Source organism: Leifsonia sp. CL147 (assembly GCF_900114565.1).
GTDB lineage: Bacteria > Actinomycetota > Actinomycetes > Actinomycetales > Microbacteriaceae > Leifsonia.
Map to the genome: position 1 here is coordinate 1 of NZ_FOTM01000005.1, position 16924 is coordinate 16924.

Here is a 16924-nt window from a genome sequence, read left to right on the forward strand (position 1 = left end):
CCTCAACCCCGAAGAAGGCCTCTGGACACGATCAGGCTGGGCCGGCCACAGCTGACACGCCCACACCATCCACTCTTTTTGGCCTATAAGCCGAAAAGGCGCCTTCCGCACATGGAAAAGGGTCGGGACGCCTTCGAAAAAGCGTCCCGACCCAATACCCTGAAAAGCTTTCCGGAATACCCCGAATCGCCCTCGGTGTCCGAGGGGGGACTTGAACCCCCACGCCCTATACGGGCACTAGCACCTCAAGCTAGCGCGTCTGCCATTTCCGCCACCCGGACTCAGGTGTGGGCCGCCGAATCGCTCCGGCTGCCGAAGAAAGACGATAGCACGGATTCCGCGTGCCGGATCACTCCGGGGCGAGCCCCGGGCGTGGCGGCGGATCACGGCCCGGCCGTCGGCGGCGGCCGGTAGCGTGGGGGCATGACCGACCGACTCCTCGCGACCGAGCCCGCCCTCGACGAGACCGCGATCATCGCGCGCGACCTGATCCGGTTCGACACCACGAACCACGGTGAAGGCCGGTCGAACGGCGAGGCCGAAGCCGCCGAGTACGTGGAGGCGAAGCTGGCCGCGTTGGGCCTGCGTCCCGAGGTCTTCGAGTCCGATCCCGGCCGGGCGAGCGTCGTCGCCCGGGTCGAGGGGAGCGATCCGGGAAAGCCCGCACTCGTGGTGCACGGCCACCTGGATGTCGTGCCCGCCGACCCGCGCAACTGGTCGGTCGACCCCTTCGGCGGCGAGATCAGGGACGGCCTGCTCTGGGGCCGCGGGGCCGTCGACATGAAGAACATGGATGCGATGATCCTGACCGCGCTGGGCGACATCCTGAACGCGGGGGAGCAGCCGGCCCGCGACCTCGTCGTCGCGTTCTTCGCGGACGAGGAGGACGGCGGGAGGCGCGGCTCCCACTACCTGGTCGACACCCGTCCGGAGCTGTTCGCGGGCGCGACCGAGGCGATCAGCGAGGTCGGCGGCTACTCGATCGACCTGGCGGGACGCCGTGCCTACCTGCTGCAGACCGGCGAGAAGTCGCTGGTCTGGATCAAGCTGATCGCACGAGGCCGCGCGGCCCACGGTTCGCGCCTCATCCGGGACAACGCGATCACCCGGCTCGCCGAGGCCGTCGTCGCGCTCGGCCGCGAGGACTGGCCCATCCAGTTGACGGCGACGACGACACGGCTGGTCGGCGAACTCGGCCGCCTCCTCGGCGTCGATCCGCAGCAGGTGGGACCGGACGAGGTGATCGTCCGCACCGGGACGGCGGCCGGCTTCATCCTCGCCACACTGCGGACCACGACGAACCCGACGTTGCTCGAGGCCGGGTACAAGCACAATGTGATCCCGGACACCGCGGAGGCGCTGATCGACATCCGCACCCTCCCCGGCGAGGAGGATGCGGTGCTCGCGCGCGTCCGCGAGCTGATCGGCGACGATATCGAGATCCGGGTGATGCACCGCGACATCGGCCTGGAAGCGGAGTTCGGCGGCGGCCTGGTGGACGCGATCACCGGGACCCTGCAGCGCCACGATCCGGGAGCTCCGGTCCTGCCCTATCTGCTCTCCGGCGGCACGGACAACAAGGCGCTCAGCCGGCTCGGGATCACCGGCTACGGCTTCGCACCGCTCCGGCTGCCGGCCGAGCTCGACTTCCCCGGCATGTTCCATGGCGTCGACGAGCGCGTGCCGCTCGACGCGCTAGTGTTCGGGAGGACCGTGCTCGGCGATCTGCTGCGCGCTTACTGACCTCAGGCCCTCCGCTCCGTTTCACTCGACCCGGGACCTCACGCCACGCATGACCTTCATCAACGCACTGATCCTCGGCCTCGTGCAGGGACTCACCGAGTTCCTTCCCGTCTCGTCGTCCGCGCACATCCGCATCGTCGGGGAGCTGCTCGGAACCGGCGCCGACCCGGGCGCCCGCTTCACCGCGATCATCCAGCTCGGCACCGAGGCCGCCGTCGTCCTCTACTTCTGGCGGGACATCACGCGCATCGTCGGGCACTGGTTCCGGGCGCTGTTCGGGCGCATCCCGAGGGACGACCCCGACGCGCGGATGGGGTGGCTGGTCATCATCGGCAGCATCCCGATCGTGGTTCTCGGCCTGCTGTTCCAGAACCAGATCGAGACCGTGTTCCGCTCGCTCTGGATCGTCGCCACGACGCTCATCGTGTTCGGCATCCTGCTGGGGATCGCCGACCGGGCCGGAGCCAAGCGGAAGCGACTGCGGGAGCTGACCTGGGGCGACGGCGTCATCTACGGACTGGCGCAGTCCCTCGCGCTCATCCCGGGCGTGTCACGCTCCGGCGGCACCATCACGGCGGGGCTCTTCATGGGCTACCAGCGTCGCGCTGCCGCCCGCTACTCGTTCCTGCTGGCGCTGCCCGCCGTGTTCGGGAGCGGCTTCTACCAGCTGTACAAAGCAGTCAAGGAGCCGTGCACGCACGCCCTGGCCACGGCAGGGACCTGCATTCCGGAGGTGTTCGGTCCGGCCGAGACCGCGGCAGCGACGGTGGTCGCTTTCGTGGTCGGGCTGCTGGTGATCGCCTTCTTCATGGGCTACATCTCACGCCGCAGCTTCCTGCCCTTCGTGATCTACCGCATCGCACTCGGCGTGCTGCTGATGATCCTGCTGGCGACCGGCGTCCTCCGGGCCTGATCGCGTCAGCCGCGACGCGGGTCGTCGGGGGCGCGGCCGGCGGTGCCGCCGTCACGGCCGTCGCCGCGGCGGCGCAGGTAGCGCTCGAACTCCTGCGCGATCGCCTCGCCGCTCGCCTCCGGCGAGTCGACGGTGTCGCGGGCCTGCTCCAGCTGCTGGATGTAGGAGGCCATCTCTTCGTCGTCCGCCGCGAGCGCGTCGATCCCGGCCTCCCAGGCGGCTGCTTCGTCGACCAGCGTTCCGCGGGGGATCGTCACGTCGACGAGCTCCTCCAGCTTGTCGATGAGCGCGAGCACCGCCTTCGGGCTGGGCGCGTTGTGCACGTAGTGGGGGACCGACGCCCAGATCATGATCGTCGGGATGCCGACATCCTCCGCCCCCTCGGCGAGCGCACTGAGGATGCCGACCGGCCCCTCGTAGTTCGACCGCTCGACGCCGAGCTCGGCCCGGACGGCCGCGTTGTCGCTGGAGGCGAAGACCGAGATCGGCCGGGTGTGCGGGACATCGGCGAGCATCGCGCCGAGGAAGACGATCGCGCCGATGTCGGCGGCGAGCGCGACATCCATGATCTCGGAGGTGAAGCTGCGCCAGCTGCGGGAGGGCTCGGTGCCCAGCAGCAGGAAGATGTTGCGGGCGTTGTCGCCGGTGACCGTCAGCTCTGCGTCGCCGGCCAGGTCTTCCGGGACGTGCCCCGGAATCGAGGGCCCGTACACGACAGCGGAGGGCCAGATCAGCCGGCGGCGCCCGTCGTCGTCGGTGACCACGGGCCGGTTGAACTGGAAGTCGAAGTAGAGCTCCGGGTCGACCTCCGCGAGCGGCACGACGTCGAGCTGCTCCTTGAGGGTCTTCACCGCACCGCTGGCGGCCTCGCCGGCGTCGTTCCAGCCTTCGAAGGCCACCACCAGGATGCGGCCGCCGAGGATGTTCTGTCCGTCTGTCACGAAGCTGTCCCTCGTCCCTTCCCGGCGACCGGTCGGGGCGCCATCCCTCAAGAATAGGCCCGCGGCTCTCCCGATAGACTTGCCCGTTGTGACAGTGCCTTTCCCTCGCAGCGAACAAGCCTCCGCCGAACAGCCGTCGGCCGGGTCGCCGACCGTGCCCGCTGCCGTCCTCTGGGACATGGATGGCACGCTGGTCGACACCGAGCCCTATTGGATGGAGTCCGAGCGCGAGCTGGTCGGCTCGTTCGGCGGCACCTGGACGCACGACGACGGGATGCTGCTGGTCGGGCTGGGCCTCTGGACCTCCGCCGAGATCCTCCGTTCCCGCGGGGTCGCGATGACGGCCGATGAGATCGTGCAGTGGCTGACCGACCGCGTGCAGGTGAAGCTCGACGAGAAGGGCGTGCCGTGGCGTCCGGGCGCGCGCGAGCTGCTCCTCTCGCTGCGCGAGCGGGACATCCCGACGGCTCTGGTCACCATGTCGATGCGGCGGATGGCGGAGCAGATCGTGGCGCACATCCCCTTCGACGCGTTCGACGTGATCGTGAGCGGCGATGAGGTGGAGGAGCCGAAGCCCCACCCCGAGCCGTACCTGCGTGCCGCCGCCCTCCTCGGCGTCGCGGCGGCGGATGCGGTCGCGATCGAGGACTCGCTGGTGGGGCTCGCGTCGGCGGTGGCGTCCGGTGCGGCGACGATCGGGGTTCCCCACATCGTCCCGCTGCCCGAGTCGGACGAGCACGTGCTGTGGGAGTCGCTGGACGGCCGCACAGCGGACGACGTGGTCGCCGTTGCGCGCGCACGCCGGGAGGCGGCGGCCCGATGAACGAGACACGACGCAGTTCCGGCCCGTTCCGTGCGGGCGACCGGGTGCAGCTGACCGGTCCGAAGGGCCGGATGAACACGATCACGTTGGAGCCGGGGAAGCTCTTCCACAGCCATCGCGGCGTCCTGCCGCACGACGCGATCATCGGCCTCCCCGACGGGTCGGTGGTGACGAACAACGCCGGCGTCGAGCACCTCGCGCTCCGGCCGCTTCTGACCGACTTCGTGATGTCGATGCCGCGGGGAGCGGCCATCGTCTACCCGAAGGATGCCGCGCAGATCCTGGCGCTGGCCGACATCTTCCCGGGCGCCACCGTGGTGGAGGCGGGCGTCGGCTCCGGCGCCCTGTCGTTGTGGCTGCTGCGCGCGATCGGACCGGAGGGCCGGCTGCTGTCGTTCGAGCGGCGGGAGGAGTTCGCCGACGTCGCGCGCGACAACGCCGCGACGTTCCTCGGCGGCGACCCCGGGAACTGGACGCTCACGGTCGGCGACCTGCAGGATGCCCTCCCCGCCGCCGTCGAGCCGGGATCCGTCGACCGGGTCGTGCTCGACATGCTGGCCCCGTGGGAGACGCTCGATGCGGTCACCGCGGCCCTCAAGCCGGGCGGCGTGGTCATCTGCTACGTCGCGACGGTCACCCAGCTGTCCCGGGTCGCCGAGGCGATTCGCGCCTCCGGCGATTTCACGCACCCGCAGTCGAACGAGACCATGGTGCGCGGCTGGCACGTGGAGGGTCTCGCCGTCCGTCCGGACCACCGCATGATCGCGCACACCGGCTTCCTCATCACGGCTCGCCGGCTCGCGCCCGGCACCGTGCTGCCCGAGCTCAAGCGACGCCCCTCCAAGTCGGACTACTCGGATGCGGACGTCGAGGCCTGGACGCCGGGCGCCCTGGGGGAGCGCGAATCCAGCCCCAAGAGCCTCCGGAAGCGGATGCGCGAGGCGGCGACGAGCGCTGACCTGGCGAAGGGCCGCGACGACGATGCGGACCCCGCCGCCGATGCGGACGAGGGCACTCCGGCCGTCCGATAGCATGAGAGACCGGGACGCCCTGTCACGCCAGTGGCTGTCCCGCATCCCCACCGATCGCATCGAAAGAGGACCCGTGCCCCACGCAACTGGTCGCCGTGCACCCGCACTCGGCAGAGCCGCCGCCGTCATCGGAGCCGCCGGACTGGTGGCCGTCGCCCTCACGGGGTGCTCGGGGAATCCGAACGACGACTGCGGCAAGGCTCTGCCGTCCGGCTCCGCCTCCGCTCTGGTGCAGGCGTCCGGCACGATCGGCGCGAAGCCGAAGGTCACGGTTCCCGCTCCGATCGACGCCACGAAGTCGCAGCGCTCCGTTCTGACCGAGGGCCACGGCGCCACCGTGCACATCGGCCAGCAGGTCGAGGTGGGGTATTCCTTGCTCGACGGCCAGACAGGAAGCGTCCTCGGGTCCGGGTACGGCGACCAGGCCGGCGCGCTCCCGGTGGGATCGGACGCGATCAGTCGCGGAGTGCTGTGCGCGACGGTCGGCTCGCGGGTCGCTGTCGTCCTCTCCCCGAAGGACGCGTCGCAGGGTGGGACGTCCGCTTCGGGCACGCAGATCTACGTCCTCGACATCCTCTCCGCTTCCCTGAACGCGGCGAACGGCGCGGTGCGCCCCTCGGTCTCGGGCTTCCCGACAGTCGTGCTCGCGCCCACCGGGCAGCCGGGCATCACGATCCCCTCCTCGGGCAAGGCCCCGACGGCCGTGCGCAGCGAGGTGCTGAAGCAGGGCGACGGAGCGGTCGTGAAGAAGGACAGCACGGCGATCCTGCAGTACACCGCCGTCGGGTGGGAGAGCAAGCAGGTCGTCACGAGCAGCTGGACGAACGGCGGTCCGGACCGCGTGGACGTCGCGAGCGGCCAGAGCCAGATCCAGAGCCAGAGCCAGTCGGCGCTCCCGCAGTCCATGCTCAAGGAGATCGTCGGCCAGAAGGTCGGCTCCCAGCTGGTGATCGAAACGCCCGCTGACGGGCAGGTTCCTGCGGCCGCCTGGGTGGTGGACATCCTCGGGATCCACTGACCCGCGGACTAGGATGGACGGGTGTCCCGCTCCTCGTCCTCGCCCGCGCGCGTCCCGGTCGAGGAGCGTCTGTTCAGCCTCGTCCTCGCCCTTCTGGCGACCGAGAACGGCCTGACGAAGAGCGAGATCCTGTCGACCGTGCAGGGCTACCGGCAGCGCTACGAGCCGCACGGCGACAACAGCAGCCTGGAACGGCAGTTCGAGCGCGACAAGGACGACATCCGCGAGCTCGGCGTGCCGCTGGAGACGGTGGATGCGCCCGAGGCGTCGGGAAACAACCAGCTCCTGCGGTATCGCATTCCGAAAGGGGCATACGACCTCCCGGCGGACGTCAGCTTCTCGCCGGAAGAGCTCACCCTCCTCGGGCTGGCCGCCGCCGTGTGGCGCGAGGGCTCGCTCTCGGGGGAGTCGCGCCGCGCTCTGATGAAGCTCCGCTCCCTGGGCGTGGAGGCCGACGATCCCGTGGTCGGGTACGCACCGCGGCTGCGGGTACGCGAGAGCGCCTTCGATCCGCTGACGCAGGCCCTCGAGCGGCACGTCATCGTCCAGTTCCCCTACCTGAAGCCGGGCGAGAGCTCGTCACGGATGCGCACCATCGCGCCGCTCTCCCTCGTGCAGCACCAGGGCCGGTGGCATCTGCAGGGCATCGATCAGGAGGCCGGCGGCTCGCGCACCTTCCTGCTCTCGCGCATCGTCGGCGCCGTGAAGCTGACGGCACGGGTCTTCGATCCCGAGAAGTACCGCGTGGATGGCGAAGCGTTCGCCGAGCGGGCGCTGGCCGAGCTGGAACGCATCTGGCAGTCGAACGTCGCCGAGATCGAGGTGACGGCGGGGACGGATGCCGCCACGCGCCTGGGCAAGCGCTACGGGGAGGCGGTCGCCGCGGGCGCGGATGGCGAGCCCGTGCGGCTCACCGTCAACTTCTCGGACATCAACATCCTCGCCGACCAGCTCGCCTCGTTCGGGCCGGAGGTGCTCGTCCTCTCGCCGCCGGAGCTGCGGGACCACGTTCTGCGGCGACTCGAGGCCACAGTGACGGCGCACACGGGGGAGAGGTCCGATGGCTGAACGCCGGAAGCCGATGCAGGCGCAGGACAAGCTCGCCTTCCTGCTCGCTCTCGTGCCGTACCTGATGGATCGCGACCGGGTGAGCGTCGCGGAGGCGGCCGAGCACTTCGGCGTCGAGCAGGAGCAGCTGCGCGAGGCAGTGCGGCTGATCGCCGTCTCCGGCATCCCGGGCGAAACCAACGCCTATCAGCCGGGAGACCTGTTCGACATCGCCTGGGACGACTTCGAGGAGAACGACCAGATCATCCTCACCCACCAGGTGGCGATCGACGACTCTCCGCGATTCTCCGCCCGCGAGGCGGCAGCCTTGATCGCCGGGCTCCAGTACCTGACTGCTCTGCCCGAGAACGCGGACCGGGATGCCGTCGGCTCGCTGATGGCGAAGCTGACGCGCGGAGCGTCCGCCGCTCCCAGCCAGCTCGCGGTCGCGCGATCCGAGACGGATGAGGCGCTCGCGACCATCCGCGACGCCGTCATCGCCGGAGTCCAGGTGGAGTTCGACTACCTGAGCTCACGCGGGGAGCGGGAACGCCGCCGCGTCGATCCGCTGAGGATCGAGTCCGTCGACCAGGACTGGTATCTGCGCGGCTGGGACCACCTGCGCACGGCGATCCGCACGTTCCGGCTCGACCGGATCGACGATCTCGTCGCGACCGACGAGCCCATCACGTACCGTCCGGGCGACGTGAAGCTGCCCGAGACGCTCTTCACGGGCACGCCGGAGGACCAGCTGGTGACGGTCGAGGTGTCGGCGTCCGCCATCCCGCTCATCGAGGACTACATCCCGGAAGGCGCCGCCCGCAGTGAGCGCGGCGGCGTGATCCGCACCAGCGTCCGGGTCGCGCACTTCCACGGCCTGAAGCGCCTCGTGGCGGGCCTCTCCGGCGTGCTGACCGTGCTCGACCCGCCCGAGGCGCGCCAGGTGGTCGCCGCCTGGGCGCAGGCGGGCGTCGAGCGTTACCGCTAGCGGGGCCGAGGGCTGCTGACCTCGACCGGTAGGCTGTCCCCGTGCCCTGGTGGTCGTGGCTGCTGATCTGGACCGTGCTCGTGCTCGGTCTCCTCGGTATGCTCGCGTTCTTCGCCTGGCGGCTGTTCCGGAAGCTGATGGCCGCTGGCCGCGAGGCCGCCGCCCTGGCCGAGAAGGCGGAGGTGCTGTCGCGCCGGGCCGAGGACCTCCATGAGAGGTTCGAACCGGCCGTGCTCGCGGACGCCGCAGAGCTGCGCGAACAGCGCCGCGACCGCCTCGCAGAGCGGGCGATCGCGCGGCAAGCTCGCAGGGACGCCCGGGTCAGGCGCGGTAGACTACTGGTCGATGTGGACCCGGCGACGGTTCCCGCTCGCTTCGCCCACCTTTTGAGAAAGACCTGATCTCATGTTCGCAGGACTGACCGGATGGCATCTGCTCATCATCCTTGCTCTCGTCCTTCTCCTGTTCGGCGCGACGAAGCTTCCGGCCCTCGCCAAGAGCGTCGGCCAGTCGGTCCGGATCTTCAAGGGCGAGGTCGACGAGATGAAGAAGGACGGCGACAAGGGCGACAAGAACGTTCCGCCGAATCCGGGCGACACGACCGACAATCCCAAGCCCAACGTCTAGTCCGGTGGCCTCCACGAAGCGAGGCAAGAACCGCGAAGGCCGGATGACGCTCGCCGAGCATTTCATCGAGCTTCGCAAACGCCTCTTCCGTTCAGCTCTCGCACTCCTCGTGGGGGCTGTCATCGGCTGGGTGCTGAGCGACTACGTCCTCAGCGCGATGCGTGGACCGATCACCGAGATCGCCAAGCAGCAGGGCCGCGAGGCGATGCTCAACTACGACAGCATCACGGGCGCGTTCGATCTGAAGATGCAGGTCGCGATCACGATCGGCGTGATCGTGTCGAGTCCCTTCTGGCTGTACCAGGTGTGGGCGTTCTTCGTACCGGCCATGACGCGCAAAGAGCTCAAGTACGCCTTCGGCTTCTTCCTGACGGCCGTCCCGTTGTTCATCGCGGGCGGTGTCGCAGGCTGGATGCTGGTGCCGCACATCGTGAACCTCTTGACCAGCTTCGCACCGGCGCAGGATGCCGCCATCATCGGAGCGAAGACCTACTTCGACTTCATCCTCAAGCTGGTCATCGCGGTCGGCATCGCCTTCGTGCTCCCCGTCTTCCTGGTGCTGCTCAACTTCGTGGGCGTGCTGAGTGCGAAGTCGATCATCGCCTCCTGGCGGTGGGCGCTCATCCTGATCGCCCTGTTCACGGCGATCGCGACGCCCGCGGCCGACGTGCTCTCCATGTTCCTGCTGGCCATTCCCATGGTCGCGCTGTACTTCGCCGCCTACGGCGTCGCCTTCGTGCACGACCGGAGGCTGGCGAAGAGCCAGAGGCGGCTGGAGGCCGACCTCGCGACCTAGACCCAGCCTGCTCCGGGGAGAGGTGCGGCGCAGGCATAGGCTGGACGCGTGACCGACCAGACGCTCTCGCCGGCGGAGCGGTACGCCGCCTCGCGCGACCGGGCCCGGCAGCCGCTGCTCGAGACGTTCCGGGAGAGCCTCCGGTTCGACCTCGACGCCTTCCAGGGGGAGGCGTGCGCCGCCCTCGAACGCGGGCGCAGTGTCCTCGTCGCCGCGCCCACGGGAGCCGGCAAGACCATCGTCGCGGAGTTCGCGGTCTTCCTGGCGATGCGCGAGGCGAACGCGAAGGTCTTCTACACGACACCGATGAAGGCCCTGAGCAACCAGAAGTTCCAGGAGTTCGTGGAGGCGTACGGGCCCGAGTCGGTCGGCCTCCTCACCGGTGACACCAACATCAACTCGCACGCGCGAATCGTCGTCATGACGACCGAGGTGCTGCGCAACATGCTGTATGCGGACTCCGACCTGCTGACCGACCTCGCCTATGTGGTGATGGACGAGGTGCACTACCTGGCCGACCGGTTCCGCGGCGCCGTGTGGGAGGAGGTCATCATCCACCTGCCGTCGGAGGTGCGGATGGTGTCGCTCAGCGCGACGGTGTCGAACGCGGAGGAGTTCGGCGACTGGCTGCAGGCCGTCCGCGGCGACACGGACGTCGTCGTCTCGGAGGAGCGTCCGGTGCCGCTCGAGCAGCACATCCTGATGCGCTCGAAGCTGATCGACCTGTTCGACTCGTCCGGCCTGGCCGCGACCAACCGCGTGAACCCGGAACTCGTGCAGATGGCCCGGTACGGCGGTCGCGTGCTGAGCAGCCGGCAGACGCGGGATGTGGGCCGGTACCACTCCAAGGGCGGCCGCCCGGACAGCTACCGGATGAGCCGCTCCGACCTGGTGGCTCTGCTGCGGGAGCGCAATCTGCTGCCGGCGATCTTCTTCATCTTCAGCCGCAATGGCTGCGATGCCGCCGTGAAGCAGGTCCTGCGCGCCGGCGTCCGGCTCACCGAGAAGCACGAGCGCGACGAGATCCGCGCCATCGTGGAGGAGCGCTGCCGCACCCTGCTGGACGAAGATCTCGCCGTCCTCGGCTACTGGGAGTGGCTGGAGGGTCTGGAGCGCGGTGTCGCGGCCCATCACGCGGGCCTGCTCCCCGCCTTCAAGGAGGTCGTGGAGGAGCTCTTCCGGCGCAAGCTCGTGAAGGTCGTGTTCGCGACCGAGACGCTCGCGCTCGGGATCAACATGCCGGCGCGAACGGTGGTGCTGGAGAAGCTGGAGAAGTTCAACGGCGAGGCGCGCGTCCCGATCACGCCGGGCGAGTACACCCAGCTGACCGGTCGCGCCGGCCGGCGGGGGATCGACGTGGAAGGCCACTCCGTGATCCAGTGGGAGGACGGCCTGGACCCGCAGTCGGTCGCCTCGCTCGCCTCCCGCCGCAGCTACCCGCTCAACTCCAGCTTCCGGCCGACGTACAACATGGCCGTGAACCTGATCGACCAGTTCGGGCGGGGGCGCACGCGCGAGATCCTGGAGTCGTCGTTCGCGCAGTTCCAGGCGGACCGGGCGGTCGTCGACCTGGCGCGCAAGGCGATGCAGCAGGAGCAGTCCCTCGCGGGGTACGAGGAGGCGATGACCTGCCACCTGGGTGATTTCCGCGATTACTTCGCCATCCGCCGGGAGCTCACCGACCTCGAACGCAGCGGCTCGCGGATGGAGACGGCATCGAGCAGCGATCGGGAGAAGCGGCAGCGTCAGCTGGCCGGGTTGCGGAAGCGGATGAAGGACCATCCCTGTCACCGCTGCACCGAGCGGGAGCAGCACGCGCGGTGGGCGGAGCGCTGGTGGAAGCTGAAGCGCGACACCGATCGGCTGCGCTCCCAGATCCAGTCGCGGACGGGAGCGGTGGCCAAGGTCTTCGACCGGGTCTCCGACGTGCTGCTCGAGCTCGGCTACCTGACCCAGGACGACGGCGGGACGGCACTGACCGTCCACGGCCGCACGCTCAAGCGCATCTACGGCGAGCGGGACCTCCTGGTCGCCGAGTGCTTGCGCCGGAACGTCTGGAAGGACCTCGACGCCCCGGGACTCGCGGCGATGGCGTGTGCTCTGGTGTTCGAGCCGAGGCGCGAGGAGGGCCTCGCCGCCGACCGGAACCTCCCGCGCGGAGCCTTCCGGCCCGCCCTGGAGAAGACGATCACGCTGTGGAGCCGCCTGGAGGACCTGGAGCAGGAGAACCGCCTGCCGGGCAGCGAGCCGCCCTCGACCGCGATCTCGCTCGCGATGTGGATGTGGTCCCGCGGTTCGGGATTGGATGCGGTCCTCAGCGAGGCGGACATGGCCGCCGGGGACTTCGTCCGCTGGACGAAGCAGACGATCGACCTGCTCGACCAGCTGTCGCTCGTCGCGAACGGGAACATCGGCCGCGTCGCGCGCCAGGCGCTCGAATCCATCCGCCGGGGGATCGTGGCGTACTCGTCGGTCGCCTGACGCCCGCCGCGGGACCCGCGGGTCCCGCGGGCAGCGACTGCGGCGTTTCGTAACGACTGCTGCCGCGCGCGCAGGCGCAATCGTTACGAAAAGCCGCAGTCGCGTGATCCCAATCTCAGCGGGATGCCGAGGCGGATGCTTTAGGCTCTCCCTTCGTGCACATCGTCCCGCGAGCCCCGCTCCCGCTCTGGCTCGCGGTGCTCGTGGCGGCTGCCGCGGGGCCGGTGCTGGACGCCGGATTCCCGAGCCGGGACTGGTGGCCGCTCACCTTCGCCGGCATCGGGATGGTGCTGCTCGCCCAGCGCGGGCGGCGCGGCGGCTCGGCCTTCCTGGTGGGCTGGGTGGCGGGGGAGGTCTTCTACCTCATCCACGTGTCCTGGACAGCGCTCTACCTGGGACCCATCCCGTGGATCGCCCTCTCCACACTGGAGGCGCTGTTCTGGGGTGTCGGAGGAATCCTCCTGACGTCGGCCTACCGGTGGGTGCCGTGCGCCTTCCCGACCCTGCTCGGGCGACTGGGACTGCTCCCGGTGATCCTCGGCGGCCTGTGGGTGCTGCGGGAGTTTGTGACCGGGACGTGGCCGTACGGCGGCTTCTCGTGGGGCCGCGTCGCCGAGTCGCAGTCGACGAGCCCGCTCGCACCGCTCGTGGCCTGGCTCGGCATCTCCGGCGTGAGCTTCGTCATGGTGTGGCTCGTGGCCTTCCTCCTCGAGCTGCTCGCCACGGTGGAGGTCCGGACGAGCTCGCGTGCCTTCCTCGCGGGAATCGCCGTGGCGCTGGTGTTCGCGATCCCGGCCTGGCCGGCGACGACGCACGGGACGACGCGCATTGCGGCGGTGCAGGGAAACGGGCCGGCCGGATACTTCGACGACGCACCCCTCGGCGCGGTCTTCGACACGCAGGTGAAGGAGACGCTGCGCATCCCGACGTCTCAGGTGACCGGCTCGAAGAAGGTCAACATGGTCGTGTGGCCCGAGGGCGCGGCGATGCCGGATCCCACCCGGGACCCCGGCACCGGGGCGATCCTGGATGGGCTCAGCCGCCGGTTCCATGCCCCGTTCGTCGTCGGGACGATCACTGAGCGCGACGACCGGCTCTACAACACCTCGCTGACCTGGGAGGCGGGAAAGGGTGCCGTCGACTCCTACGACAAGAAGCATCCCGTGCCCTTCGGCGAGTACGTGCCCGACCGGGCGTTCTGGCGACCCTTCGCACCCGCGCTGATCGACCTCATCGGACGCGACTACACGCCGGGGACGCGGCCCAACGTCGTCAGCGTCGGGAACGTGCGTGCCGGCGTGTCGATCTGCTTCGACATCGTCGACGATCAGCTGCTCACCGACATGATGCACGGGGGAGCGCAGGTCATCCTCGCCCAGACGAACAACGCCGACTTCGGCGAGACCGACGAGAACCAGCAGCAGCTGGGGATCGCCCGGCTCCGGGCGATCGAATCCGGCCGCGCGCTCGTGAACATCTCCACAGTGGGCAGCAGCCAGATCATCGCGCCCGACGGCAGCACCATCACCTCCATCCCGCCGTTCAAGCCGGGCCACATGGTCGCCGATGTGCCGCTCGGCACATCGACCACGCCGGCGACCCTCCTCAGCCGCGGTATCGAGTTCCTCGTCGCCGGTCTCGGCCTCTTCGGTGTGCTCGTCGCGTTCGGCGGCCGGCGCAACAGCGGTGTCCCCGCGCCGGCGGACACGAAAAGGCCGTTCCCACCTCGTCGGTGAGAACGGCCTCGGCGTGTGCCCTCTGCGAGGGCGCGGCGGTCAGGCGCTGTGCTTGCGCTCGCTCGTCCCGCGGCGGGACCGCAGGTACTGCAGGCGCTCCTCGAGGAGCTCCTCGAGCTCGGCACGCGTGCGGCGCTCGAGCAGCATGTCCCAGTGGCTGCGCGGCGTCTTCACGTCCGAGTGGTCCACCTCGACGGGTACGTCGTCGATGAGCAGGCGCGCCTCGTGGCCGCAGTGCTTGCACTCCCAGGTCTGTGGGGCGTCCGCCTCAGCCGAGAAGACGACCTCGGTCTCCTGGCCGCAGGCGGCGCAAAGGTAGGTGTAACGGGAACGCGGAGAGTAGACGACGCCTTCTTCGCTCTGTAGGCTTTGGGCGCCGATTCTCATGCCGCGCAAGCTGCGATCTGCCATTGTGTGGTTCTCCTCTGTGCGCGCGAATCCTCACAGTTATAAACCGTCAAGCTGGGGATTCTCTTTCCGGGGTCGTATTTCTCCCAGTGGCCTCACAGAGTCAGGGGGCGAACGGGAGGACCTCACCTCACCGCCGGGTCTCGACGAGCTCCTTCAGCAGGTCGCAGCGGTCGGTGACGATCCCGTCCACGCCGAGCTCCAGCAGGCGGGCCATGTCGTCCGGATCGTTGATCGTCCACACGTGCACCTCTGCACCGGCGGCGTGGATGCGGTCCACGGTCCGGCGCGTCACGATGCGGACGGGCCCTCGTCGCTCCGGGACCTGGACGGCGACGAAGCCGCGCAGTGCGCGCCGCGTCAGCGGACCGACGCCGAGCTTCGCGCCGGCCAGGGCCGGTACGAACTCGCGCACGCTGGGGGAGGAGGCGACCCCGGGGAGCCGGTCGGCGACCGCCCTGCGCCGGTCGGGCGCGAAGCTGGTGACGAGCACGCGGTCCACGGCCCGGGCGGCGAGGATCGCATCCACCGCGGGGGAGGCGGCGCGCGCATCCTTCACATCGATGTTGAAGCGTGCCTCGGGGAAGGCGTCCAGCGCTTCGGCCAGCGAACAGAAGCCCTGACCGTGCCCGAGGTCGGTCCGGCGCAGTTCGAGCATCGTGAGCCGGCCGACCTGCACCTCACGGCCGGCGACGCGCGCGAGGTCGGGGTCATGGGCGATCACGGCGACACCGTCGGCCGAGGCGTGGATGTCGGTCTCCAGGTGCGTCGCGCCGGCCGAAAGCGCCCGCAGGAAGGCCAGGAGGGTGTTCTCGGGCGCGTCGAGTGCGAGGCCGCGATGCGCGATGATCCGCGTCCCGGCGCCCTCCAGGAAGGTCACGGGGCGGGCGAAGGCGCCGACCCGCTGTCCTCGGCAGCACGGGATGCCGCGCCTGCCGGCCCGAAGGCGGCACCGATGCCCTTGAGCGCCTCGGTGAGCTCGCTCGGGATGATCCACAGCTTGTTCGAGGCGCCCTCGGCCAGTTTGGGCAGCGTCTGCAGGTACTGGTAGGCGAGCAGCAGGTTGTCCGGGTTTCCCTGGTGGATCGCCCCGAACACCGTGGTGATCGCCTTCGCCTCGCCCTCGGCGCGCAGCACCGCGGCCTTGGCATCGCCCTCCGCGCGCAGGATCGCCGCCTGCCGCATACCCTCGGCGTTGAGGATCTCGGACTGCTTCGTGCCCTCCGCCGTCAGGATGACCGCTCGACGATCGCGCTCGGCACGCATCTGCTTCTCCATCGAGTCCTGGATGGACAGGGGCGGCTCGATCGCCTTGAGCTCGACGCGCGAGACACGGATGCCCCACTTGCCCGTCGCCTCGTCGAGGACGAGCCGGAGCTGGCCGTTGATGTTGTCGCGGCTGGTCAGCGCCTCCTCGAGGTTCAGGCCGCCGACCACGTTACGCAGGGTGGTCGTGGTGAGCTGCTCGACGGCGCCCAGGTAGTTGGCGATCTCGTAGGTCGCGGCGCGCGCATCCGTCACCTGGAAGTACACGACCGTGTCGATCGAGACGACCAGGTTGTCCTCGGTGATCACCGGCTGAGGGGGGAACGACACGACCTGCTCGCGCATGTCGAGCAGCGGGCGCACCTTGTCGATGAACGGGACGACGACGTTCAGACCCGGGTTGAGGGTCCTGTGGTAGCGGCCGAGCCGCTCCACGACGCCGGCACGAGCCTGCGGGATGATGCGGATCGAGCGGAACAGCGTGACGAGCACGAAGATCGCGATGATCAGGATGATGATGCTGACCACGATGGTCACGACCAGTTGGGTGGTCTCGGTCACGGGGCGATCCTCTCGGTGAGGCCGTCGGTTCCAGCGGAGACCGGTGCGGGTGCGACGACGGCGGTCGCCCCCTCGATCGAGACGACGATGACGTGCTCGCCCGGCACCAGCTCGGTCCAGTCGCCCGTGTCCGCGAGGCGCGAACTCCAGGTCTCACCCACCTGGAGCTTCACGAGCCCCGTGGTGCGGCTCACCGTGGAGACGACGACGCCGCCCATCCCGATCAGCCGGTCGACGTTGCTCTTGGCGGGGTCGCCTCCGCGCTTCAGGGCGTGGAGGAGCGGTGGCCGGATGAAGAAGACCAGGATGACGGAGAGCGCCGCCGCGATGAGGAGCTGGAGCCACCAGGGCGCGCCGAAGAGTCCCGACACGAGGCCGCCGACACTGCCGATGGCGATCATCAGGAAGACGAAGTCGAGCGTCAGCATCTCGACGATCACGAAGACCAGGATGAGGACGAGCCAGACGATCCAGGCGAAGGACGTGATGTCCATGACGTCCCCCCTTTCACTGCTTGATATGACGGTAGCAGGTACGCCCGACGC

At 69.5% G+C, this 16924-nt stretch carries 17 protein-coding genes and 1 tRNA gene; 12 read left to right on the forward strand and 6 right to left on the reverse strand.

What is annotated here, in order from left to right; genetic code table 11:
* Positions 1-196: 196 nt before the first annotated feature.
* A tRNA-Leu gene (locus tag BM287_RS05930) sits at positions 197-281 on the reverse strand.
* Between the two features lie 142 nt (positions 282-423).
* Between BM287_RS05930 and BM287_RS05935 the strand changes: the two genes are divergently transcribed.
* Positions 424-1743 (forward strand): M20/M25/M40 family metallo-hydrolase, encoded by a 1320-nt coding sequence (locus BM287_RS05935; RefSeq protein WP_090036935.1) that lies wholly within the window; start codon positions 424-426, stop codon positions 1741-1743.
* Between the two features lie 49 nt (positions 1744-1792).
* Positions 1793-2656, forward strand: coding sequence for an undecaprenyl-diphosphate phosphatase (locus tag BM287_RS05940; RefSeq protein ID WP_090036937.1), 864 nt, complete (start codon positions 1793-1795; stop codon positions 2654-2656).
* A 5-nt stretch (positions 2657-2661) separates the two neighbouring features.
* Here the strand turns inward: BM287_RS05940 and BM287_RS05945 are convergent, their stop codons facing one another.
* Positions 2662-3597: a proteasome assembly chaperone family protein gene (locus BM287_RS05945; protein ID WP_090036938.1), complete on the reverse strand. Its 936-nt coding sequence runs from the start codon at positions 3595-3597 to the stop codon at positions 2662-2664.
* Between the two features lie 154 nt (positions 3598-3751).
* On the opposite strand from BM287_RS05945, the gene BM287_RS05950 reads away from it, so the two are divergent.
* The 10 genes from BM287_RS05950 (at position 3752) to lnt (ending at position 14144) form a co-directional block, all read left to right on the forward strand.
* Entirely contained in the window at positions 3752-4420 is a 669-nt protein-coding gene (locus BM287_RS05950; RefSeq protein ID WP_280140933.1) for an HAD family hydrolase, read from the forward strand.
* Positions 4417-5451, forward strand: coding sequence for a tRNA (adenine-N1)-methyltransferase (locus BM287_RS05955; protein WP_090036940.1), 1035 nt, complete (start codon positions 4417-4419; stop codon positions 5449-5451). The genes BM287_RS05950 and BM287_RS05955 overlap by 4 nt, the downstream gene beginning before the upstream one ends.
* 73 nt (positions 5452-5524) lie before the next feature.
* Positions 5525-6469: an FKBP-type peptidyl-prolyl cis-trans isomerase gene (locus BM287_RS05960; RefSeq protein WP_090036941.1), complete on the forward strand. Its 945-nt coding sequence runs from the start codon at positions 5525-5527 to the stop codon at positions 6467-6469.
* A gap of 21 nt (positions 6470-6490) precedes the next feature.
* On the forward strand, positions 6491-7537 hold the full coding sequence (locus BM287_RS05965; RefSeq protein ID WP_090036943.1) for a helix-turn-helix transcriptional regulator: 1047 nt from the start codon (positions 6491-6493) through the stop codon (positions 7535-7537).
* On the forward strand, positions 7530-8504 hold the full coding sequence (locus BM287_RS05970; RefSeq protein WP_090036945.1) for a helix-turn-helix transcriptional regulator: 975 nt from the start codon (positions 7530-7532) through the stop codon (positions 8502-8504). The genes BM287_RS05965 and BM287_RS05970 overlap by 8 nt, the downstream gene beginning before the upstream one ends.
* A 41-nt stretch (positions 8505-8545) precedes the next feature.
* Positions 8546-8905 carry a hypothetical protein gene (locus tag BM287_RS05975; protein WP_090036947.1) on the forward strand — a complete coding sequence of 120 codons (360 nt, stop codon included), beginning with the start codon at positions 8546-8548 and terminating at the stop codon, positions 8903-8905.
* A gap of 4 nt (positions 8906-8909) precedes the next feature.
* Entirely contained in the window at positions 8910-9131 is a 222-nt protein-coding gene (gene tatA, locus BM287_RS05980; protein WP_090036949.1) for a twin-arginine translocase TatA/TatE family subunit, read from the forward strand.
* Between the two features lie 43 nt (positions 9132-9174).
* On the forward strand, positions 9175-9927 hold the full coding sequence (tatC, locus tag BM287_RS05985; protein WP_090036950.1) for a twin-arginine translocase subunit TatC: 753 nt from the start codon (positions 9175-9177) through the stop codon (positions 9925-9927).
* A 48-nt stretch (positions 9928-9975) separates the two neighbouring features.
* Positions 9976-12408 carry a DEAD/DEAH box helicase gene (locus tag BM287_RS05990; RefSeq protein ID WP_090036952.1) on the forward strand — a complete coding sequence of 811 codons (2433 nt, stop codon included), beginning with the start codon at positions 9976-9978 and terminating at the stop codon, positions 12406-12408.
* Positions 12409-12563: 155 nt separating this feature from the next.
* Positions 12564-14144 carry an apolipoprotein N-acyltransferase gene (lnt, locus tag BM287_RS05995; protein WP_090036953.1) on the forward strand — a complete coding sequence of 527 codons (1581 nt, stop codon included), beginning with the start codon at positions 12564-12566 and terminating at the stop codon, positions 14142-14144.
* A gap of 39 nt (positions 14145-14183) precedes the next feature.
* Here lnt and BM287_RS06000 read toward each other — a convergent pair whose 3' ends face one another.
* The 4 genes from BM287_RS06000 to BM287_RS06015 all read right to left on the reverse strand — a co-directional run bounded on the left by BM287_RS06000 (position 14184) and on the right by BM287_RS06015 (position 16873).
* On the reverse strand, positions 14184-14555 hold the full coding sequence (locus BM287_RS06000; protein ID WP_090036955.1) for an RNA polymerase-binding protein RbpA: 372 nt from the start codon (positions 14553-14555) through the stop codon (positions 14184-14186).
* Between the two features lie 127 nt (positions 14556-14682).
* Positions 14683-15432 carry a glycerophosphodiester phosphodiesterase family protein gene (locus BM287_RS06005; RefSeq protein ID WP_090036956.1) on the reverse strand — a complete coding sequence of 250 codons (750 nt, stop codon included), beginning with the start codon at positions 15430-15432 and terminating at the stop codon, positions 14683-14685.
* Positions 15429-16379 carry an SPFH domain-containing protein gene (locus BM287_RS06010; RefSeq protein ID WP_090036958.1) on the reverse strand — a complete coding sequence of 317 codons (951 nt, stop codon included), beginning with the start codon at positions 16377-16379 and terminating at the stop codon, positions 15429-15431. Before BM287_RS06010 ends, BM287_RS06005 begins: the two co-directional genes overlap by 4 nt.
* Entirely contained in the window at positions 16376-16873 is a 498-nt protein-coding gene (locus BM287_RS06015; protein WP_090036959.1) for an NfeD family protein, read from the reverse strand. Before BM287_RS06015 ends, BM287_RS06010 begins: the two co-directional genes overlap by 4 nt.
* Between the last annotated feature and the right edge of the window lie 51 nt (positions 16874-16924).

Excerpts from the sequence above, each read along its gene's own strand:
- BM287_RS05955 (WP_090036940.1), top strand. The coding sequence starts at position 4,417 with ATGAACGAGACACGACGCAGTTCCGGCCCGTTCCGTGCGGGCGACCGG.
- tatA (WP_090036949.1), top strand. The coding sequence starts at position 8,910 with ATGTTCGCAGGACTGACCGGATGGCATCTGCTCATCATCCTTGCTCTC.
- BM287_RS05970 (WP_090036945.1), top strand. The coding sequence starts at position 7,530 with ATGGCTGAACGCCGGAAGCCGATGCAGGCGCAGGACAAGCTCGCCTTC.
- tatC (WP_090036950.1), top strand. The coding sequence starts at position 9,175 with ATGACGCTCGCCGAGCATTTCATCGAGCTTCGCAAACGCCTCTTCCGT.
- BM287_RS06015 (WP_090036959.1), bottom strand. The coding sequence starts at position 16,873 with ATGGACATCACGTCCTTCGCCTGGATCGTCTGGCTCGTCCTCATCCTG.
- BM287_RS06000 (WP_090036955.1), bottom strand. The coding sequence starts at position 14,555 with ATGGCAGATCGCAGCTTGCGCGGCATGAGAATCGGCGCCCAAAGCCTA.
- BM287_RS05940 (WP_090036937.1), top strand. The coding sequence starts at position 1,793 with ATGACCTTCATCAACGCACTGATCCTCGGCCTCGTGCAGGGACTCACC.
- BM287_RS05935 (WP_090036935.1), top strand. The coding sequence starts at position 424 with ATGACCGACCGACTCCTCGCGACCGAGCCCGCCCTCGACGAGACCGCG.